Below are 20,877 nucleotides of genomic sequence, written 5' to 3' on the forward strand. Positions count from 1 at the left end.
GGGTCGTCAAAGAGAGAGACCATGAGCCAAGGTATTGAATTCAATCGGTTGATGCTCGACATGCGCGCCATGCAAATGGATGCCATGTCTGCGCCGAAATCGACTGCCGTCCCTGAAGTGGCGGGCAGCAGCTTTTCCGACATGCTCGGCCAGGCCGTCAATAAAGTGAACGACACGCAACAGGCTTCCTCTCAGTTGGCCAGTGCCTTCGAAATCGGCAAAAGCGGCGTCGACCTCACAGACGTGATGATTTCCTCGCAGAAGGCCAGCGTGTCGTTCCAGGCATTGACCCAGGTGCGCAACAAGCTGGTTCAGGCTTACCAAGACATCATGCAGATGCCGGTTTAAAGGACGAGATTGAGTCATGGCAGAAGCAGTCGCCGATAATGTTCCGGCCAAGGCCACTCCAATAGACGGCAAGCCGCCGCTGTTCGGGTTGTCCTTCCTGGAAAACCTCTCCGAGATGACCATGTTGCGTCAGGTGGGCCTGTTGGTCGGCCTGGCAGCGAGCGTGGCGATTGGTTTTGCCGTGGTGTTGTGGTCCCAGCAGCCGGACTACCGGCCTCTGTACGGCAGCCTTGCCGGCATGGACGCCAAGCAGGTCATGGATACCCTGGCCGCAGCCGATATCCCGTACACCGTCGAACCCAATTCCGGTGCCTTGCTGGTCAAGGCCGATGACCTGTCCCGTGCGCGGCTCAAGCTCGCGGCCGCTGGTGTCACTCCCAGCGACGGCAACATCGGTTTTGAAATCCTCGACAAGGAACAGGGACTGGGCACCAGCCAGTTCATGGAAGCGACCCGCTATCGTCGCGGCCTCGAAGGCGAACTGGCCCGGACCATTTCCAGCCTGAACAACGTCAAGGGTGCCCGCGTGCACCTGGCAATCCCGAAAAGTTCGGTGTTCGTGCGCGACGAGCGCAAGCCGAGCGCTTCGGTTCTGGTTGAACTCTATTCCGGTCGCTCCCTCGAACCTGGCCAGGTCGTGGCCATCATCAACCTGGTGGCGACCAGTGTTCCCGAACTCAGCAAGTCGCAGATCACCGTGGTCGACCAGAAGGGCAACCTGCTCTCGGATCAGGCGGAAAACTCCGAACTGACCATGGCCGGCAAGCAGTTCGACTACAGCCGTCGCATGGAAAGCATGCTCACCCAGCGCGTGCACAACATCCTGCAACCAGTGCTGGGCAACGACCGTTACAAAGCTGAAGTCTCGGCCGACGTGGACTTCAGTGCGGTCGAGTCGACTTCCGAGCAGTTCAACCCGGATCAACCGGCGTTGCGCAGCGAGCAGTCGGTCAACGAACAGCGTACCGCCAGCAACGGCCCGCAAGGTGTGCCGGGTGCCTTGAGCAACCAGCCGCCGTCGCCAGCCTCCGCGCCGCAGACCACCGGTGGCGCCACTGCGTCGGCCGGCATGGTGCAGCCAGGCCAGCCGCTGATCGATGCCAACGGCCAGCAGATCATGGACCCGGCCACCGGTCAGCCGATGCTCGCGCCGTACCCGGCGGACAAGCGTCAGCAATCGACCAGGAACTTCGAGCTCGACCGTTCCATCAGCCATACCAAGCAGCAGCAGGGCCGATTGAATCGCCTGTCGGTGTCGGTGGTGGTCGATGATCAGGTCAAGATCAACCCGGCCAGCGGCGAAACCACCCGTGCGCCATGGAGCGCTGATGAATTGGCGCGTTTCACGCGTCTGGTTCAGGACGCGGTCGGCTTCGATGCCAGCCGTGGTGACAGTGTCAGTGTGATCAACATGCCGTTCTCCGCCGAGCGCGGTGAAGCGATTGCCGAAATTCCGTTCTACTCCCAGCCGTGGTTCTGGGACATCGTCAAGCAAGTGCTGGGTGTGTTGTTCATTCTGGTGCTGGTGTTCGGTGTGCTGCGTCCGGTGCTCAACAACATCACCGGTGGCGGCAAGGGCAAGCAGCTTGTTGGCTTGGGTAGCGATGTCGAGTTGGGTGGTATGGGCGGTCTGGATGGCGAACTGGCCAACGACCGTGTCAGCCTCGGTGGTCCGACCAGTATCCTGCTGCCGAGCCCGAGCGAAGGCTATGACGCTCAGTTGAACGCAATCAAGAGTCTGGTGGCAGAAGATCCGGGTCGTGTGGCCCAGGTCGTGAAAGAGTGGATTAACGCAGATGAGTGATAACCGAGCCGTTGCCGCCAAACTGTCCAAGGTCGACAAAGCCGCAATCCTGTTGCTGTCCCTGGGCTCCACCGACGCTGCCCAGGTGCTGCGCCACATGGGCCCCAAAGAGGTTCAGCGCGTGGGCGTGGCCATGGCCCAGATGGGTAATGTGCACCGCGAGCAGGTCGAGCAGGTGATGAGCGAGTTCGTCGATATCGTCGGCGACCAGACCAGCCTGGGCGTCGGCTCCGACGACTATGTGCGCAAGATGCTCACCCAGGCCCTGGGCGAAGACAAAGCCAACGGCCTGATCGACCGCATCCTGCTCGGTGGCAACACCAGCGGCCTCGACAGCCTGAAGTGGATGGAGCCGCGCGCCGTCGCCGACGTGATCCGTTACGAGCACCCGCAGATCCAGGCAATCGTGGTGGCGTACCTCGATCCGGACCAGGCGGGCGAAGTGCTCGGCAACTTCGACCACAAGGTGCGGCTGGACATCATCCTGCGGGTTTCCTCGCTGAACACCGTGCAACCAGCGGCCCTGAAAGAGCTCAACCAGATTCTCGAGAAGCAGTTCTCCGGCAACTCGAACGCCTCGCGCACCACCCTGGGTGGCATCAAGCGTGCGGCGGACATCATGAACTTCCTCGACAGCTCCATCGAAGGCCAGCTCATGGACTCGATCCGCGAAGTCGACGAAGACCTGTCCGGTCAGATCGAAGACCTCATGTTCGTCTTCAACAACCTGGCCGATGTCGACGACCGCGGGATCCAGGCGCTGCTCCGCGAGGTGTCCTCCGACGTGCTGGTGCTGGCCCTCAAGGGGTCGGACGAAGGCGTCAAGGAGAAGATCTTCAAGAACATGTCCAAGCGTGCCGCTGAACTGCTGCGCGACGACCTGGAAGCCAAGGGCCCGGTGCGCGTCAGCGACGTGGAAACCGCGCAGAAGGAAATCCTCACCATCGCCCGTCGTATGGCCGAAGCCGGAGAGATCGTTCTCGGCGGCAAGGGCGGCGAGGAAATGATCTAACACCATGGCCAAGCATGATGAAGCGCCTACTGACCTGATCCGGGCCAGGGATGTCAGTGGCTTCGAGTCCTGGGCGCTGCCCAGCTTCGACCCGCCGGAACCCGAGCCGGAACCAACGCCGGAACCCGAGCCGCCGGAAATGGAGGAAGTGCCGCTGGAGGAAGTCCAGCCGCTGACCCTCGAAGAGCTCGAAAGCATTCGCCAGGAAGCCTACAACGAAGGCTTTGCCGTGGGCGAAAAAGAAGGTTTCCACAGCACCACGCTCAAGGTTCGTCAGGAAGCCGAAGTGGCACTTTCTGCGAAGATCGCGGGGCTGGAACAGCTGATGGCGCATCTTTTCGAGCCCATCGCCGAGCAGGACACCCGGATTGAAAAATCCCTGGTCGATCTCGTGCAGCACATCACCAAACAGGTCATTCAGCGCGAACTGGCCATCGACTCGACGCAGATCGAACACGTCATGCGCGAGGCTCTAAAGCTCTTGCCGCTGGGCGTGGGCAATGTGCGGCTGTACATCAATCCGCAGGATTTCGAACAGGTCAAAGCCCTGCGCGAACGCCATGAAGAGACCTGGCGCATCGTCGAGGACGAGTCGTTGTTGCCCGGCGGTTGCCGGGTCGAGACCGAACACAGCCGTATCGACGCCACAGTCGAAACCCGTGTCGCGCGGGTGATGGACAAGCTGCTCGACCAGTTGCACGAACAGTCCTTGCACCCGGCCGCACCGGACTTGAGCCTGGAACTGCCGGTCGACAGCAAGCCTGCTGCCGCGCCAGAAGCGGATGTGCCTGATGCGCCTTGAGCGCACCAGCTTCGCCAGGCGCCTGGGCAGTTACGCCGAGGCGACTACGCTTGCCGGCGCGCCGATCCTTGAGGGTCGCTTGCTGCGCATGGTCGGCCTGACCCTCGAAGCCGAAGGCCTGCGCGCCGCCATGGGCAGCCGCTGCATGGTCATCAACGACGACAGCTATCACCCGGTACAGGTTGAGGCCGAAGTGATGGGCTTCTCCGGCAGTAAGGTCTTTTTGATGCCGGTCGGCAGTGTCGCCGGCATTGCCCCCGGCGCGCGCGTGGTTCCCCTATCCGACACGGGGCGTCTGCCCATGGGCATGAGCATGCTCGGGCGGGTGCTCGATGGCGCCGGTCGTGCCCTGGACGGCAAGGGCGGGATGAAGGCCGAAGACTGGGTGCCGATGGATGGCCCGACCATCAACCCGCTCAAACGCGAACCGATCAGCGAACCGCTGGACGTGGGCATTCGTTGCATCAATGGCATGTTGACAGTCGGGCGCGGTCAACGGCTTGGGCTGTTCGCCGGTACCGGTGTCGGTAAATCTGTGCTGTTGGGCATGATGACGCGCTTTACCGAGGCCGACATCATCGTCGTCGGGCTGATCGGTGAGCGGGGTCGTGAAGTCAAAGAATTCATCGAGCACATCCTCGGTGAGGAAGGGCTCAAGCGTTCGGTGGTGGTGGCGTCCCCGGCGGACGATGCGCCGCTGATGCGTCTGCGCGCGGCGATGTATTGCACGCGCATCGCCGAGTATTTCCGCGACAAGGGCAAGAATGTCCTGTTGCTGATGGATTCGTTGACCCGTTTCGCCCAGGCCCAACGGGAAATCGCCCTGGCCATCGGTGAGCCGCCAGCGACCAAGGGCTATCCGCCGTCGGTCTTCGCCAAGCTGCCGAAACTGGTGGAGCGGGCTGGTAATGCGGAGAAGGGCGGTGGTTCGATTACCGCGTTCTACACCGTGCTGTCCGAAGGCGATGACCAGCAGGACCCGATTGCCGACTCGGCACGGGGCGTGCTCGACGGGCACATCGTGCTGTCCCGGCGCCTGGCCGAAGAGGGGCATTACCCGGCCATCGATATCGAGGCGTCCATCAGCCGGGTGATGCCGGCGGTGGTCTCGCCGGAACACATGGCCCGTGCGCAGTATTTCAAGCAGTTGTGGTCGCGTTATCAGCAGAGCCGCGATCTGATCAGTGTTGGCGCCTATGTCGCCGGCGGTGACCGCGAGACCGATCTGGCGATTTCCCTGCAACCGCAATTGGTCAAATACCTGCGCCAGGGCCTCGACGACAGCATCAGCCTGGGCGAAAGCGAGGCGTATCTCGCCTCGATCTTCGCGCCCGCGGCAGGCGGTTAAGCGGTCATGGCTCAGAGTCGGGCAGGAAGGCTGGCGCCGGTGGTGGAAATGGCCGAGAAGGCCGAGAAAACCGCGGTCCGGCGCCTGGGGCATTTCCAGGGGCAAGTGCGTTTGGCTGAAAGCAAACTCGCCGACCTCGAAGCCTTCCGTCTCGACTATCAGGAACAATGGATCGTTCGCGGCAGTGGCGGCGTCTCGGGCCAATGGTTGCTCGGCTATCAGGGCTTTCTCGCGCAACTGGGCACGGCTATCGACCAGCAGCGGCAAAGCCTGGCCTGGCATCAGAACAACCTGAACAAGGCGCGGGAAACCTGGCAGCAGGCGTTTGCCCGGGTCGAAGGCTTGCGCAAACTGGTTCAGCGCTATGCCGATGAGGCGCGGGCGCTTGAAGACCGGCGCGAACAGAAACTGCTGGATGAGTTGTCCCAGCGCTTGCCGCGTCAGGATGCGTACTGAAAAGGTCGCAGCCTGCGGCAGCTCCTACGCAGGCTGCGATCTTTTGCTCTTGCCGTGACGCCTTGCCCCAACCTCTAGCAAATGCTAAACCTTGTACCAGCAGGTTCACCAATGACAAGGAAGCCATGACATGTCAGTCGTTACAGAAGTTTCCAGTGATGGGCAAAAGTTGACGATATCGGTCAAAGGACGATTCGACTTCGCCAAGCATCAGGAATTTCGTCAGTCCTACGAAGATAAAGAGATATCGGCGGTTGTGGTTGACCTGAAAGACGCCACTTACCTCGACAGCTCGGCCCTGGGCATGCTGCTCTTGCTGCGCGATCACGCCGGTGGCGACGACTCCGATGTGCGCGTCGTGAACAGCAGTACCGACGTGCGCAAAATCCTCGCCATCTCCAACTTCGACAAACTGTTCGACATCAGTTGATTGCCATGCAGCCACTGGAGCCGCTGACGATCCTGATTGCCGAGGACAGCACCGCCGATCGCCTGTTGCTGTCGAGCATCCTGCGCCGCCTGGGGCACGAAGTACTGACGGCGGCCAACGGCGCCGAAGCGGTCGACGCATTTCGCCAGCAACAACCGCAACTGGTGTTGATGGACGCGATGATGCCGGTGATGGACGGCTTCGAGGCGGCCCGGCAGATCAAGGAGCTGGCCGGGGAAACCCTGGTGCCGATCATCTTCCTCACTTCCTTGTCTGAAAGCGAAGCCCTGGCCCGTTGCCTGGAAGTCGGCGGTGACGACTTTCTGGCAAAGCCCTACAACCAGGTGATTCTCGCTGCCAAGATCAAGGCGATGGATCGCTTGCGGCGCTTGCAGGACACCGTGCTGCAGCAGCGTGACCAGATCGCCCGGCACCACGACTACCTGCTCAACGAACAGCGCGTGGCCAAGGCTGTATTCGACAAGGTGGCGCACTCCGGCTGCCTGAATGCCGCTGCGAATATCCGTTATCTGCAATCACCCTATGCGCTGTTCAACGGCGACCTGCTGCTGGCCGCGTTCACCCCGGCCGGAGACATGCACGTACTGCTGGGCGACTTCACCGGCCACGGTCTGCCGGCGGCGGTGGGTGCCATGCCCTTGGCCGAAGTCTTCTACGGAATGACCGCCAAGGGCTATGGCCTGGCGGAAACCCTGCGCGAGATGAATGCCAAGCTCAAGCGCATTCTGCCGGTGGACATGTTCTGCTGCGCCACGTTGCTGTGCCTGAGTTTTCAACGTCGTTCGGTGGAAGTCTGGAACGGCGGCATGCCCGACGGTTACCTGCATCGTGTTGCCAGTGGCGAGCGAACGCCTCTGGCGGCGCGGCACCTGCCTTTGGGGGTGCTGAGCCCGGAGTCCTTCGATGAGCGTACCGAGGTGTTTCCCATGGTGCTCGGGGATCGGGTGTTTCTCCTGTCCGATGGGGTGATAGACACTTGCGACGCCAATGAACAGTTGTTTGGTGTGCAGCGATTGCAGCAGGTGTTTGCCGCCAATCGCCAGCCGGATGCGCTGTTCGAAGAGATCGAGCATGCGCTGCGACAGTTCGGCGGTGAAGCGCGCGACGATGTCAGCATGGTCGAAATCAGCCTGCTGGAGCCGGCGCAGATCACGCCGCCGGCGTTGGTCTACTCCGACAGCGGCCAGTCCTGCCCGCTGGACTGGTCGGTGAGTTTCGAATTTCGCGCCGCCACGCTCAAGCGCTTCAATCCGTTGCCCTATCTGTTGCAGTTGCTGCTTGAGGTGCATGGTCTGCGGGGCCAGAGCGGTGCGCTCTACAGTGTGCTGGCGGAACTCTATTCCAATGCGCTGGAGCATGGAGTGCTGGGGCTGGACTCGAGCCTCAAGCGCGATGCATCGGGTTTTGCGCGTTATTATCAGCAGCGTAATACCCGTCTGGACGAACTTCAGGAAGGCTATGTACGGTTGCATTTGCAGGTGACGCCAACAGACGACGGCGGTTGCCTGGCCATTCACATCGAAGACAGCGGCAAGGGTTTCGATGTCGAGCGGGTGATGAAAAGACCTGTGGATGACATCCGCCTGTCGGGACGTGGGGTCAGTCTGATCCGTCAGTTGGGGCGTAATGCCCGCTGGACCGACGATGGTCGAGGTGCACGTGTGGAGTTTATCTGGAAGGCTGCGCAGTAATCCGCGCATTCTTGATCAAGGAGTGAGCAAATGAACGACAAAAACGACAAACATGTGGATCGCGACGTGCTGAGTACATTGCAGGAAGTGATGGAAGAGGGCTATGCGGATTTGCTGGGTATCTTTCTTGCGGACTCCGAGGAGCGCCTGAGCATCTTGCGAACGGCTGACAGTGTTGCACTGCTCGTTGCAACCGCTCATAGCTTCAAAGGCAGCAGCAGCAATATGGGTGCAGTCAAGCTGAGCGAACTTTGCCATCAGCTTGAACAGCAGGCCAGAAGTTCGCCATGGGCCGCCGTTCAGGAACTAGTCCGCGAAATCGACCACGAATTCGCCGGTATCCGGCCTCTTTACGAAGCTGAACGACAGCGTTGCACTGCGAAAATCTGAGTCTGCGCTTCATTTGGTCTCCTTCGAGTGAATCTGGCTCGACCTTTGCACTTAACTCGTCCAACTGTACTTACGAGCCCGTGCAGCGGAGACCGTTTCATGCCCGTTACCCCCAATATTCTGCTTCAGGCCTCCAGGCAGGCCAAGATTCAGGCCGCCTGCGCCAATCCCCCGGCGCTGACCGCTGAGCCCGGGGACAAGGCCGCAAGCTTCGCTCATGTCTATGCCAATCAGGCCCAGAGCAAGCCCAATGCGTCGGCGGATACCTCGGTCAAGCCGAGTCGCGAAAAAAGCGCCGATGTCGCCGGAGAAAAAGACGCTGGCGACGACCAGTCTGCCGCCGGGGAACCGGTGGTTGCCGATGGCGGCAAATCCTTGCCTTCCGACACGCCGGTGCAGGCTGATGGCAAAACTGCCGACGATGATGCGTCAGATGCCGACCAGACGCTGGTCGCCGATACCGCACCGCTCGATCCGGCGCTTGATCCTTCATGGCTGCCAGTCCTTCAGCCAGTCGTGCCGGCGCCGGTAGCACCCGCCGTGGCCGACACCGTGCAACCTGCCGTTGACGCGCCGGTTGCCGCCGCGGCTACGGCTGCAATCGTTCCTGCGCTGGCCACTACCGACGGCGATTTCGATCCCTCTACCGATCCACTCGATGCATTGCCGGCGGTGCGCCTGGCCATGGAGCAGAGCGGTCACGTGTCGGCTTCCAAGACTGTACCGACACAGGCACAAGCCCAGGCTGACGGTGAGCTGACACCGGCGCAAAACTTTGCCGCCGGCATGGCGACCCTGCTGGATGTTCAGGGCGACAAGAGCAGCACCGGTCAGGGCGACGATAAGGCTTTCAGTGGCTTGATCGATGACGGCCTGAAGGACCTCAAGTCCGCCAGCAGCGACACCCGTGTCGATGATTTCGCCAACCGTCTGGCCGCGCTGACTCAGGCGGCCACGCCAAAGACCGCCAATGCCTTGCCGGTGAACCAGCCGATCGCCATGCATCAGAGCGGGTGGACCGAAGAGGTGGTGAACCGGGTCATGTACCTGTCCAGTGCCAATCTCAAGGCCGCGGACATCCAGTTGCAGCCCGCTGAACTCGGGCGGCTGGACATTCGGGTGAACATGGTTCCCGATCAACAGACCCAGGTCACGTTCATGAGCGCGCATCCGGGTGTCCGTGAGGCGCTGGATGGCCAGGTCCATCGCTTGCGCGATATGTTCGCGCAGCAGGGCATGGGACAGGTCGATGTCAACGTTTCGGACCAGTCCCGTGGTTCGCAGCAAGGGCAGGAACAGGCCCGGCACAGTCAGAGCGGGAAGACCAGCGCCAGCGGCGGTCGCCTCGATTCAATGGATGACGACATGACCCCGGGCGTCGCTGAAGTGGCTGCCAATACCATCAGCGTGATCGGCACCAGCGCGGTCGATTACTACGCCTGACCAAAGCCATCACTCCAATCGTTCCCTTCGCATGGGAACGATCCCTCTGTAGGAGCGAGCTTGCTCGCGAAAAACGTGAGAGCGCCGCGTTTATCCAGGTGGCCCTCGTCATCGTTAACGTCCATCGCGAGCAATCGAGCGTCGACCGGCTGCTCCTACATGGCATAACACTTGCTCTTGCCTTGCCGTGCGACTGTGAAAACCCGATTAGTGACGGATTATTGGCATGGCGAAGAGCGACGCAGCAGTAAAAGACCCCGCAACCAAAGGCAAACTCAAGCTGATTATCGTGATCGTGGTGGCCCTGCTGCTGGCGATCGGTGTGTCCGTGGGGGCGACCTGGTACTTCATGCACAGCGCTCAGAGCAAGCCTGCCGCCGTCGAGGCGCAAATCGCTCCCGTCGGTAAACAGCCAGCGATTTTCGAGTCGATGGCGCCGGCCTTCGTGGCCAACTTCAACCAGAGCGGTCGTCAGCGCTACATGCAAGTGAGCATCACCATGCTCGGGCGCAATCAGGCGGATCTGGATGCCCTCAAGGTCCACATGCCGGTGATCCGCAATAACCTGGTCATGCTGTTCTCCGGGCAGGACTTCGCGACCCTCGCCTCGCCGGTCGGTCAGGAAATGCTGCGGCAGAAAGCCACCGCCAGCGTCCAGGAAGTGGCGCAGAAAGAGCTTGGCAAAGTGGTGATCGAACAGTTGCTTTTCACTAATTTCGTACTGCAGTAGGAACACGACATGGCCGTGCAGGACCTGCTGTCCCAGGATGAGATCGACGCGCTGTTGCATGGTGTCGACGATGGTCTGGTACAGACCGAAAACGCTGCCGAACCCGGCACCGTCAAAAGCTATGACTTGACCAGCCAGGATCGCATCGTCCGTGGACGCATGCCGACCCTGGAAATGATCAACGAGCGTTTCGCCCGCTACACCCGCATCAGCATGTTCAACATGCTGCGTCGCTCGGCGGACGTGGCGGTCGGCGGCGTGCAGGTGATGAAGTTCGGCGAATACGTGCACTCGCTGTACGTACCGACCAGTCTCAACCTGGTCAAGATCAAACCCCTGCGCGGCACTGCGCTGTTCATCCTCGACGCCAAACTGGTGTTCAAGCTGGTGGACAACTTCTTCGGCGGTGACGGCCGGCACGCCAAGATCGAAGGGCGTGAATTCACGCCGACCGAACTGCGTGTGGTGCGCATGGTGCTGGAGCAGGCGTTCGTCGATTTGAAGGAGGCCTGGCAGGCGATCATGGAAGTCAACTTCGAGTACATCAACTCGGAAGTGAACCCGGCCATGGCCAACATCGTCGGCCCGAGCGAAGCCATTGTGGTGTCGACCTTCCACATCGAACTCGATGGCGGTGGCGGCGACCTGCACGTGACCATGCCGTACTCGATGATCGAGCCGGTGCGCGAAATGCTCGACGCCGGCTTCCAGTCGGACCTCGACGACCAGGACGAGCGCTGGGTCAACGCCCTGCGCCAGGACGTGCTGGACGTCGACGTGCCGATCGGTGCGACCGTGGCTCGTCGTCAGTTGCGCCTGCGCGACATCCTGCACATGCAGCCGGGGGATGTGATCCCGGTCGACATGCCGGAAGAAATGATCATGCGCGCCAACGGCGTGCCGGCCTTCAAGGTCAAGATGGGCTCGCACAAGGGCAACCTGGCGTTGCAAGTGATCGAGCCGATCGAGCGCCGTTGACCGGCGCTCGAACCCATTCGCGATTAACCGAATTCTGAATTTTTGCTCGCCGAGGACACTGACAATATGAACACCCAGGACGATCAGGCACTGGCCGATGAATGGGCTGCGGCCCTGGAAGAAACCGGCGATGCCGGTCAGGCCGACATCGACGCTTTGCTGGCCGCTGATTCCGGCAGCTCCGCGTCCAACCGCCTGCCAATGGAAGAGTTCGGCAGCGTGCCGAAAAACAACGATCCGGTCAGCCTTGAAGGCCCGAACCTGGACGTGATCCTCGATATTCCGGTGTCGATTTCCATGGAAGTGGGCAGCACCGACATCAACATCCGCAACCTGCTGCAACTGAACCAGGGCTCGGTGATCGAGCTCGATCGCCTGGCTGGCGAGCCGCTGGACGTGCTGGTCAATGGCACGCTCATCGCCCATGGCGAAGTGGTGGTGGTCAACGAGAAGTTCGGCATCCGCCTGACGGACGTGATCAGCCCAAGCGAACGCATCAAGAAGCTGCGCTGAGTGAAAAAGGTTCTTGGATTTGTGCTGGCGATGCCGTTCAGCGTGCTGGCGGCCGAACCGGTCGCAACGGCGACCACGGCTGCTGCGCCGGCGGTGAGCAGTGGTGTGGCTGGGCAACTGACGCAGCTGGTGTTCGGCTTGCTGCTGGTGCTGGGGCTGATCTTTCTCCTCGCCTGGTTGCTGCGTCGGGTCCAGCAGGCCGGTCCGGCCGGCAAGGGGCAGGTGATCGAGATTGTCGGCACCCGCGCGCTGGGGCCGCGCGACCGGCTGATGCTGGTGCAGGTCGGCAACGAGCAGATTCTGTTGGGCCTGAGCCCCGGCAACATTGCTGCGCTGCACGTGCTCAAGGAGCCGGTGCAAGTGCCGAGTACCGAGAAGCCGACGCCGGAATTTGCCCAGCGCCTGTTGGAGATGCTGGGTAAAGATCAGAAGGATAAGAAGTAATGGGTGCGCTACGCATCGTCTTGACGCTGGCCCTGATGCTGGCCGCGCCACTGGCATTCGGCGCCGATCCGCTGTCGATCCCGGCCATCACCCTGGGCACCAATGCACAGGGTGCGCAGGAGTACTCGGTCAGCCTGCAAATCCTGCTGATCATGACCGCGCTGAGTTTTATCCCGGCGTTTGTCATGCTGATGACCAGTTTCACCCGGATCATCATTGTCTTCTCGATCCTGCGCCAGGCCCTGGGCCTGCAACAGACACCATCGAACCAGATCCTCACCGGCATGGCGCTGTTCCTGACCCTGTTCATCATGGCGCCAGTGTTCGACCGGGTGAACCAGGACGCCTTGCAGCCGTATCTGGCGGAAAAACTGACCGCCCAGGATGCGGTCGTCAAGGCGCAGGTGCCGATCAAGAACTTCATGCTCGCCCAGACCCGCACCAGCGATCTGGAGCTGTTCATGCGCCTGTCCAAACGGACTGACATCGCGACGCCGGATCAGGCGCCGCTGACCATCCTGGTGCCGGCCTTCGTGACCTCCGAGCTGAAAACGGCGTTCCAGATCGGCTTCATGATCTTCATTCCGTTCCTGATCATCGACCTGGTCGTGGCCAGTATATTGATGGCCATGGGTATGATGATGCTCTCGCCACTGATCATTTCCCTGCCGTTCAAGATCATGTTGTTCGTGCTGGTGGATGGCTGGGCGCTGATCATCGGCACGCTGGCCAGCAGCTTCGGCGGTGTCTCGCCATGACGCCAGAAGTTGCGGTCGACATCTTTCGCGAAGCGCTGTGGCTGACCACCATGATGGTGGCGATCCTGGTGATTCCAAGTTTGCTGGTGGGCTTGCTGGTGGCGATGTTCCAGGCAGCCACCCAGATCAACGAACAGACCTTGAGCTTCCTGCCGCGCCTGCTGGTGATGCTGGTGACGCTGATCGTCGGCGGTCCATGGATGGTGCAGACCTTCATGGATTACATCCTGCAGTTGTACGGCAGCATTCCTCAGGTCATCGGCTAAACCATGTCACTGCTTGCGCTGACCGATACGCAGATCAGCACCTGGGTGGCGACGTTCATGTTGCCGCTGTTTCGCGTCGGCTCCTTGCTGATGGTCATGCCGGTGTTCGGCACGACCTTGCTGCCGCGGCGCATTCGCTTGTATTTCGCGCTGGCCATTACCGTGGTCATCGCGCCGGGCCTGCCGCCGATGCCGCCGGTGAATGCCCTGGATCTGAGCGGGCTGTTGCTGATTGCCGAGCAGATTCTCATCGGTGCGGTGATGGGCTTCTCCTTGCAGCTGTTCTTTCAGGCCTTTGTGGTGGCCGGGCAAATCGTCGCCATCCAGATGGGCATGGGCTTCGCTTCCATGATCGACCCGGCCAACGGCGTATCGACGGCGGTGATCGGGCAGTTTTTCACCATGCTGGTGACGCTGCTGTTCCTGTCCATGAACGGTCATCTGGTGGTGTTCGAGATCCTCACCGAAAGTTTCACCACGTTGCCGGTGGGCGGTGGCCTGATGGTCAATCACTACTGGGAACTGGCCGGCAAGCTCGGCTGGGTGCTCGGTTCGGCGTTGTTGCTGGTGCTGCCGGCAATCACCGCGCTGCTGGTGGTCAACATCGCGTTTGGCGTCATGACCCGGGCGGCGCCGCAACTGAACATTTTTTCTGTCGGCTTCCCGCTGATCCTGGTGCTTGGGCTGTTCATCGTCTGGGTCGGGCTGGCGGACATTCTCAACCAGTATCAACCGCTGGCCTCCGAGGCCTTGCAGTTACTACGCGAAATGGCACGGGCGAGCTGAGTCATGGCCGAAAGCGAAAGCGGTCAGGACAAAACGGAAGACCCCACGGAGAAGCGCAAGCAGGACTCCCGTGAAAAGGGTGAGGTAGCCCGGTCCAAGGAACTCAACACCCTGGCGATCATGCTGGTCGGTGCCTCGGCGTTGCTGATTTTTGGCGGTGCCCTGGCGCAGGACATGATGGAGCTGATGCGCATCAACTTCTCGCTGCCGCGGGAAGTGATCCTGGATCAGCGCTACATGGCCACTTACCTGATGCGCTCGGGGCAAATTGCCCTGTGGTCGATCCAGCCGGTGATGATCACTCTGGTGCTGGCCGCCATCATCGGTCCGATTTCCCTGGGTGGCTGGCTGTTCGCGGCGAGCTCCATGGCGCCCAAGTTCAGCCGCTTGAACCCCGGTCCCGGCCTCAAGCGCATGTTCTCGGCCAAGTCGCTGATCGAACTGCTCAAGGCCCTGGCCAAGTTCATCATCATTCTGTTCGTGGCGCTGGCGGTGTTGTCGTCGGACATCGATGACCTGCTGCGCATCGCCCATGAGCCCTTGGACATGGCGATCATTCACAGTCTGCAAGTGGTGGGCTGGAGCACCTTGTGGATGGCGTGCGGGCTGATCCTGATCGCTGTGGTGGATGTGCCGGTGCAACTCTGGGAGAGCCACAAGAAACTGCTGATGACCAAGCAGGAGGTGCGCGACGAGCATAAGGATCAGGAGGGGCGGCCGGAGGTCAAGCAGCGGATTCGACAGCTGCAGCGCGAGATGTCCCAGCGGCGGATGATGGCCGCCATTCCCGAGGCCGACGTGGTCATCACCAACCCGACGCACTACGCCGTGGCCCTCAAGTACGACCCGGAAAAAGGCAATGCGCCGGTATTGCTGGCCAAGGGTAGCGACTTCCTGGCCCTGAAGATCCGTGAGATCGCGGTAGCCAACGAGATCCTGCTGCTGGAGTCACCGGCGCTGGCGCGCTCGATCTACTACTCCACCGAGCTTGAACAGGAAATTCCCGGCGGGCTGTATCTGGCGGTCGCGCAGGTGCTGGCTTACGTTTATCAGATTCGACAGTACCGGGCGGGCAAGGGCAAACGACCGGATCCGCTCAAGGATGACTTGCCGATTCCGCCGGATTTGCGCCGCGATTCCTGATTTCGATATCGATCAGTGTGGGAGCGAGCCTGCTCGCGATAGCGTCTGCACAGGCACAATTTGTGTCGACTGACACGCCGCCATCGCGAGCAGGCTCGCTCCCACAGTGTTCGCAAAAAACTCTCGATAACCCCTCTGTTTCTTGCCTCTGCAAAAGTTGGAAAGCTTCTTGCAGTAGCCGCTCTGCGCCCGCTTCAGGCGTCAAAAGATTGCTTTAAAGGAACGGGGAAAACCGGTGGATCGCTCTCAGTTAATCAACAGTGCCCGCAGCAACATTGCCGACCTCAGTCGAGGCAATCTGGGCGTGCCGCTGTTGCTGCTGGTCATGTTGGCGATGATGATGTTGCCGGTGCCGCCGTTCCTGCTCGACGTGTTCTTCACCTTCAACATTGCCCTGTCCATCGTCGTGCTGCTGGTGTGTGTCTACGCCTTGCGGCCGCTGGATTTCGCGGTATTCCCGACCATTCTGCTGGTGGCGACGCTGTTGCGCCTGGCGTTGAACGTGGCCTCCACGCGAGTGGTGATGCTGCACGGCCAGGACGGCCATGCGGCGGCCGGCAAGGTGATCCAGGCGTTCGGCGAGGTGGTGATCGGCGGTAACTACGTGGTCGGTATCGTGGTCTTCGCGATCTTGATGATCATCAACTTTGTCGTGGTGACCAAGGGTGCAGGGCGGATTTCCGAGGTGAGCGCGCGTTTCACTCTCGATGCGATGCCCGGCAAGCAAATGGCTATCGACGCCGACCTCAACGCCGGCCTGATCGATCAGGCCCAAGCCAAGGCCCGTCGTTCGGAAGTGGCCCAGGAAGCCGAGTTCTACGGCTCCATGGACGGTGCCAGCAAATTCGTCCGGGGTGACGCCATCGCCGGCCTGCTGATCCTGTTCATCAACCTGATTGGTGGCATGGCGGTCGGCATCTTCCAGCACAACATGACCTTTGCCGACGCCGGCAAGGTGTATGCGCTGTTGACCATCGGTGACGGTTTGGTGGCGCAATTGCCATCACTGTTGTTATCGACAGCCGCCGCGATCATGGTGACCCGTGCTTCCGGTTCGGAAGACATGGGCAAGCAAATCAATCGCCAGATGTTCGCCTCGCCCAAGGCGCTGGCGGTGGCCGCAGGCTTGATGGCGGTCATGGGCCTGGTGCCCGGCATGCCGCACTTCTCGTTCCTGAGCATGGCGACCCTGGCGGCCGGCGGCGCTTACCTGTTCTGGAAAAAGCAGAACGTCGCCAAGGTGCAGGCCCTGCAAGAGGTCAAGCGCCAGCAGGAGCTGCTGCCGTCGCCGGCCCGCGCCCAGGAAACCAAGGAGCTTGGCTGGGATGACGTGACGCCCATCGACATGATCGGCCTGGAAGTGGGTTATCGCCTGATTCCGTTGGTGGACCGCAACCAGGGTGGCCAGTTGCTGGCGCGGATCAAGGGTGTGCGCAAGAAACTGTCCCAGGATCTGGGCTTCCTGATGCCGACCGTGCACATCCGCGACAACCTCGACCTGGCGCCGAGTGCCTATCGCCTGACCCTCATGGGGGTGATCCTGGCTGAAGCGGAGATTTACCCGGATCGGGAGCTGGCGATCAACCCGGGGCAGGTCTACGGCACGCTCAACGGCATTACCGCCAAAGATCCGGCTTTCGGCCTGGAGGCGGTCTGGATTGAAATCAGCCAGCGCGCCCAGGCGCAATCCCTCGGTTATACGGTGGTCGATGCCAGTACCGTAGTGGCTACCCACCTGAACCAGATACTTTACAAGCATTCCAGTGAACTGATCGGTCACGAAGAAGTGCAGCAGCTCATGCAATTGCTGGCCAAAAGCTCGCCGAAACTGGCCGAGGAACTGGTGCCGGGCGTGGTTTCGCTGTCGCAGCTGCTCAAGGTGCTGCAAGCGCTGTTGGCCGAGCAAGTGCCGGTACGCGACATCCGCAGTATTGCCGAGGCCATCGCCAACAATGCCGCCAAGAGTCAAGATACCGCCGCGCTGGTGGCTGCCGTGCGGGTTGGCGTATCCCGTGCAATCTTGCAAAGCATTGTAGGCACTGAGTCAGAGCTGCCAGTGATCACGCTGGAGCCAAGGTTGGAACAGATATTGCTCAATAGTCTGCAAAAGGCCGGGCAAGGCTCGGAAGAGGGCGTTCTGCTGGAGCCAGGCATGGCTGAGAAGCTGCAACGCTCGCTGATTGACGCGGCGCAGCGCCAGGAGATGCAAGGTCAGCCGGTGATTCTGCTGGTGGCCGGTCCGGTTCGCGCAATGCTCTCGCGATTTGGCCGGCTCGCAGTCCCGGGTTTGCACGTGTTGGCTTACCAGGAAATCCCTGACAACAAGCAAGTGACCATCGTTGCGACAGTAGGGCCCAACGGCTGAGGTAGTGGTTTATGCAAGTTAAGCGTTTTTTCGCCGCCGATATGCGTCAGGCCATGAAGCTGGTTCGCGATGAGCTGGGCGCTGATGCCGCCATCATTGGCAACCGTCGGATCGCCGGAGGCGTCGAGCTGACGGCTGCGCTGGATTACAAGTTGTCGGCGCTGGCGCCACGGGTTCCGAACATGGAGCTCGAAGACGAGTTGCGCAAGACGCAGTCGCGGATCGTCACCGCCCAGGCCGAATTGAGCCTGCGTAGCGATGGCGAGAGCGACCAGGGCACCAACCGTCAGTTGTTCGCCGGCTTGCCGTTGACCGCCGCCGAGCCGCTGATCGAGCCGACTTATGCCGAGCCCCGTCGCCCTGCACCAGCCGCTGCGCCAGCGTCCGGTGGCGTGGACCCGCGGGCGTTTGACTCGATGCGATTCGAGCTCAACAGTCTGCGCGAACTCATGGAAGTACAACTCGGGTCCCTGGCCTGGAATCAGCTGCAAGGCAGCCGTCCGGACCAGGCCAACCTCTGGCGTCGCCTGCAACGCATTGGCCTGTCTGGCCCGCTGTCGCGCGACCTGCTGGCGCTGATCACCGAGATCGAAGAACCTCGTCAGGCCTGGCGCATGTTGCTGGCGCACCTGGCGCGCATGATCGTTACCCCCGAAGTCGAGCCGCTGGAGGAGGGCGGTGTGATCGCCATGGTCGGCCCTGCCGGCATGGGCAAGACCACCACCCTGGCCAAGCTGGCGGCCCGTTACGTGCTCAAGTACGGCGCGCAGAACATTGCGCTGGTGAGCATGGACAGCTTCCGCATCGGTGCCCAGGAGCAGCTCAAGACCCTGGGGCGCATTCTCAACGTGTCGGTGACCCACGTCGACCCGGGCCAGTCCCTGGTGCAGGCGCTGGAACCCTTGCTGCGCAAGCGCGTGGTGTTGATCGATACTGCCGGCCTGCAAGCCAGCGACCCGGCCCTGCGCATGCAGCTCGAAAGTCTGGCCAGTCGTGGCATTCGCTCAAAAAATTATCTGGTCCTGGCAACCACCAGCCAGAAACAGGTTCTAACCGCCGCTTATCACAGTTACAAGCGTTGTGGGCTCGCTGGCTGCATCCTGACTAAACTGGATGAGACGGCTAGTCTGGGCGAGGTGTTGAGCCTGGCCATCAGTCATGAGTTACCCGTGGCCTACCTGACCGATGGCCCGCGGATTCCGGATGATCTCCATCTGCCGCGCCGTCATCAGTTGGTCAGTCGCGCCGTCAGCGTGCAAATGCAGGAAGAACCCAGCGAAGAAGCCATGGCTGACATGTTCGCTGATATTTACCACAGCCAAACCAAGCAGGTTGGCTAAGGTAGTAATGAACAGTTTTTGTACCTACATCGATGGTCTGCCATGCATTGTTCCGATTGTGAACGCGCAGCCAGTAATGTGGCCTCCGTCTATGCAAGACAAGGTAAAGAAATAACATGGGCAGCATGCATCCCGTACAGGTGATCGCGGTGACCGGCGGCAAAGGTGGCGTCGGGAAAACTAACGTGTCAGTGAACTTGTCCCTGGCTTTGGCTGAGCTTGGCCGGCGCGTCATGCTGTTGGACGCCGACCTGGGACTGGCGAACGTTGACGTTCTGCTGGGCCTGACACCCAAACGTACCCTGGCCGACGTGATCGAGGGCCGCTGCGAACTGCGCGATGTACTGCTGCAGGGACCAGGCGGCATCCGTATCGTTCCGGCCGCATCCGGCACTCAGAGCATGGTGCATCTGAGCCCCGCGCAACACGCCGGCCTGATCCAGGCCTTCAGTGATATCGGCGACAACCTCGACGTATTGGTGATCGACACCGCGGCGGGCATTGGTGACTCGGTCGTCAGTTTCGTTCGCGCAGCCCAGGAAGTGCTGCTGGTGGTGTGCGACGAGCCGACCTCGATTACCGATGCCTACGCCTTGATCAAGTTGCTCAATCGCGACTACGGCATGAACCGCTTCCGCGTCCTGGCCAACATGGCCCAGAGCCCGCAGGAAGGACGCAACCTGTTCGCCAAGTTGACCAAGGTCACGGATCGCTTCCTCGACGTCGCCCTGCAATACGTCGGCGCGGTGCCCTACGACGAAAGCGTGCGCAAGGCCGTGCAGAAACAGCGTGCCGTCTACGAGGCCTTCCCGCGTTCCAAGTGCTCGCTGGCGTTCAAGGCCATCGCGCAGAAGGTCGATACCTGGCCACTGCCTGCCAACCCCCGTGGGCACCTGGAATTTTTCGTCGAGCGCCTCGTGCAGCAGACAGCAGGACCGGTTCTATGACAGCAAGCGGTTACAACCTCTACAAACAATCGGCGCGTGATGCGCAGTACGAGCTGATCGAGCGTTACGCGCCGCTGGTTAAACGCATTGCCTACCACTTACTGGCGCGCCTGCCGGCCAGCGTCCAGGTCGAGGACCTGATCCAGGCCGGGATGATCGGCCTGCTTGAAGTGTCGACCAAATATGACGCCAGCAAAGGCGCCAGTTTCGAGACGTACGCGGGCATTCGAATCCGCGGCGCCATGCTCGATGAAGTGCGCAAGGGGGATTGGGCGCCACGTTCGGTTCACCGCAATACGCGCATGGTCAGCGACGCCATCCGCTCGATTGAAGCGAAAACCGGTCGTGACGCTAAAGATCACGAAGTTGCGGCCGAACTCCAATTGAGTCTCGACGATTACTACGGGATTTTGAACGACACCCTGGGCAGCCGGTTATTCAGTTTCGACGATCTGTTGCAGGACGGCGAACACGAAGGGCTGCACGAGGATGGCGCGAGTGCTCATATCGAGCCGTCACGCGATCTGGAAGATGAACGCTTCCAGGCAGCGCTGGCGGAGGCGATTGCCAATTTGCCGGAGCGTGAGCGACTGGTGTTGGCGCTGTACTACGACGAAGAGTTGAACCTCAAGGAAATCGGTGAGGTCCTGGGGGTCAGCGAATCTCGGGTCAGCCAGTTACACAGCCAGTGCGCGGCCCGTTTGCGGGGGCGTTTGGGGGAGTGGCGAGCGCGCTGAAGGCAGTGTGGGGGACACTGCGAACGAGGCCGGTGTGGTGTTGAACTGCGTCGGTCGCGATCTGTTGTGCTCCAGACAGTCATTGAGTGCTTTGCCGGATTGATTGAAATGGCGCGTCCAGGTGC

General features: G+C 61.1%; 22 protein-coding genes. All 22 read left to right on the forward strand.

Going from position 1 to position 20,877, the window contains the following annotated elements; all coding sequences use genetic code 11:
* Window positions 1–21 precede the first annotated feature (21 nt).
* The 22 genes from fliE to fliA all read left to right on the forward strand — a co-directional run bounded on the left by fliE (window position 22) and on the right by fliA (window position 20,752).
* Window positions 22–348 carry a flagellar hook-basal body complex protein FliE gene (gene fliE, locus KGA83_RS11920; protein ID WP_108218641.1) on the forward strand — a complete coding sequence of 109 codons (327 nt, stop codon included), beginning with the start codon at window positions 22–24 and terminating at the stop codon, window positions 346–348.
* A gap of 16 nt (window positions 349–364) precedes the next feature.
* Window positions 365–2,152 carry a flagellar basal-body MS-ring/collar protein FliF gene (gene fliF, locus KGA83_RS11925; protein ID WP_115948129.1) on the forward strand — a complete coding sequence of 596 codons (1,788 nt, stop codon included), beginning with the start codon at window positions 365–367 and terminating at the stop codon, window positions 2,150–2,152.
* Entirely contained in the window at window positions 2,145–3,164 is a 1,020-nt protein-coding gene (gene fliG / locus KGA83_RS11930; protein WP_007983391.1) for a flagellar motor switch protein FliG, read from the forward strand. The genes fliF and fliG overlap by 8 nt, the downstream gene beginning before the upstream one ends.
* A gap of 4 nt (window positions 3,165–3,168) precedes the next feature.
* Window positions 3,169–3,966, forward strand: a complete 798-nt coding sequence (gene fliH, locus KGA83_RS11935; protein WP_115948130.1) for a flagellar assembly protein FliH — start codon at window positions 3,169–3,171, stop codon at window positions 3,964–3,966.
* A complete protein-coding gene (gene fliI / locus KGA83_RS11940) occupies window positions 3,956–5,314 on the forward strand; it encodes a flagellar protein export ATPase FliI (RefSeq protein WP_108218644.1) in 1,359 nt (452 codons plus the stop codon). The genes fliH and fliI overlap by 11 nt, the downstream gene beginning before the upstream one ends.
* Window positions 5,315–5,320: 6 nt before the next feature.
* Complete coding sequence (gene fliJ, locus KGA83_RS11945; protein WP_108218645.1) at window positions 5,321–5,770, forward strand: flagellar export protein FliJ; 450 nt, start codon at window positions 5,321–5,323, stop codon at window positions 5,768–5,770.
* A gap of 130 nt (window positions 5,771–5,900) precedes the next feature.
* A complete protein-coding gene (locus KGA83_RS11950) occupies window positions 5,901–6,200 on the forward strand; it encodes an STAS domain-containing protein (protein ID WP_115948131.1) in 300 nt (99 codons plus the stop codon).
* A 5-nt stretch (window positions 6,201–6,205) separates the two neighbouring features.
* Window positions 6,206–7,912, forward strand: coding sequence for a fused response regulator/phosphatase (locus KGA83_RS11955; RefSeq protein WP_108218647.1), 1,707 nt, complete (start codon window positions 6,206–6,208; stop codon window positions 7,910–7,912).
* Window positions 7,913–7,942: 30 nt separating this feature from the next.
* The gene (locus KGA83_RS11960) at window positions 7,943–8,302 is read left to right on the forward strand and encodes an Hpt domain-containing protein (RefSeq protein WP_108218648.1); all 360 of its coding nucleotides are present in this window, start codon (window positions 7,943–7,945) and stop codon (window positions 8,300–8,302) included.
* A gap of 99 nt (window positions 8,303–8,401) precedes the next feature.
* Window positions 8,402–9,745: a flagellar hook-length control protein FliK gene (locus tag KGA83_RS11965; RefSeq protein WP_223529792.1), complete on the forward strand. Its 1,344-nt coding sequence runs from the start codon at window positions 8,402–8,404 to the stop codon at window positions 9,743–9,745.
* Window positions 9,746–9,971: 226 nt separating this feature from the next.
* A complete protein-coding gene (fliL, locus tag KGA83_RS11970) occupies window positions 9,972–10,475 on the forward strand; it encodes a flagellar basal body-associated protein FliL (protein WP_115948133.1) in 504 nt (167 codons plus the stop codon).
* A gap of 9 nt (window positions 10,476–10,484) precedes the next feature.
* Entirely contained in the window at window positions 10,485–11,453 is a 969-nt protein-coding gene (gene fliM, locus KGA83_RS11975) for a flagellar motor switch protein FliM (protein ID WP_103394738.1), read from the forward strand.
* A gap of 66 nt (window positions 11,454–11,519) precedes the next feature.
* Window positions 11,520–11,966, forward strand: a complete 447-nt coding sequence (gene fliN / locus KGA83_RS11980; protein ID WP_057398370.1) for a flagellar motor switch protein FliN — start codon at window positions 11,520–11,522, stop codon at window positions 11,964–11,966.
* Window positions 11,967–11,996: 30 nt separating this feature from the next.
* Window positions 11,997–12,410: a flagellar biosynthetic protein FliO gene (fliO, locus tag KGA83_RS11985; protein ID WP_263292597.1), complete on the forward strand. Its 414-nt coding sequence runs from the start codon at window positions 11,997–11,999 to the stop codon at window positions 12,408–12,410.
* Window positions 12,410–13,168 (forward strand): flagellar type III secretion system pore protein FliP, encoded by a 759-nt coding sequence (gene fliP / locus KGA83_RS11990; protein ID WP_223529794.1) that lies wholly within the window; start codon window positions 12,410–12,412, stop codon window positions 13,166–13,168. The genes fliO and fliP overlap by 1 nt, the downstream gene beginning before the upstream one ends.
* The gene (gene fliQ, locus KGA83_RS11995) at window positions 13,165–13,434 is read left to right on the forward strand and encodes a flagellar biosynthesis protein FliQ (protein WP_007983364.1); all 270 of its coding nucleotides are present in this window, start codon (window positions 13,165–13,167) and stop codon (window positions 13,432–13,434) included. Before fliP ends, fliQ begins: the two co-directional genes overlap by 4 nt.
* A gap of 3 nt (window positions 13,435–13,437) precedes the next feature.
* Complete coding sequence (gene fliR / locus KGA83_RS12000) at window positions 13,438–14,220, forward strand: flagellar biosynthetic protein FliR (RefSeq protein WP_108218653.1); 783 nt, start codon at window positions 13,438–13,440, stop codon at window positions 14,218–14,220.
* A gap of 3 nt (window positions 14,221–14,223) precedes the next feature.
* On the forward strand, window positions 14,224–15,363 hold the full coding sequence (flhB, locus tag KGA83_RS12005) for a flagellar biosynthesis protein FlhB (RefSeq protein WP_108218654.1): 1,140 nt from the start codon (window positions 14,224–14,226) through the stop codon (window positions 15,361–15,363).
* 235 nt (window positions 15,364–15,598) lie between these two features.
* The gene (flhA, locus tag KGA83_RS12010; RefSeq protein ID WP_223529796.1) at window positions 15,599–17,728 is read left to right on the forward strand and encodes a flagellar biosynthesis protein FlhA; all 2,130 of its coding nucleotides are present in this window, start codon (window positions 15,599–15,601) and stop codon (window positions 17,726–17,728) included.
* Window positions 17,729–17,739: 11 nt separating this feature from the next.
* Window positions 17,740–19,068, forward strand: coding sequence for a flagellar biosynthesis protein FlhF (gene flhF, locus KGA83_RS12015; RefSeq protein WP_115948136.1), 1,329 nt, complete (start codon window positions 17,740–17,742; stop codon window positions 19,066–19,068).
* A 116-nt stretch (window positions 19,069–19,184) separates the two neighbouring features.
* A complete protein-coding gene (fleN, locus tag KGA83_RS12020; RefSeq protein WP_008001746.1) occupies window positions 19,185–20,015 on the forward strand; it encodes a flagellar synthesis regulator FleN in 831 nt (276 codons plus the stop codon).
* Complete coding sequence (fliA, locus tag KGA83_RS12025) at window positions 20,012–20,752, forward strand: RNA polymerase sigma factor FliA (protein ID WP_108218657.1); 741 nt, start codon at window positions 20,012–20,014, stop codon at window positions 20,750–20,752. The genes fleN and fliA overlap by 4 nt, the downstream gene beginning before the upstream one ends.
* Window positions 20,753–20,877 lie beyond the last annotated feature (125 nt).

Source organism: Pseudomonas sp. GL-R-19, assembly GCF_019956375.1.
Classification (GTDB): domain Bacteria; phylum Pseudomonadota; class Gammaproteobacteria; order Pseudomonadales; family Pseudomonadaceae; genus Aquipseudomonas.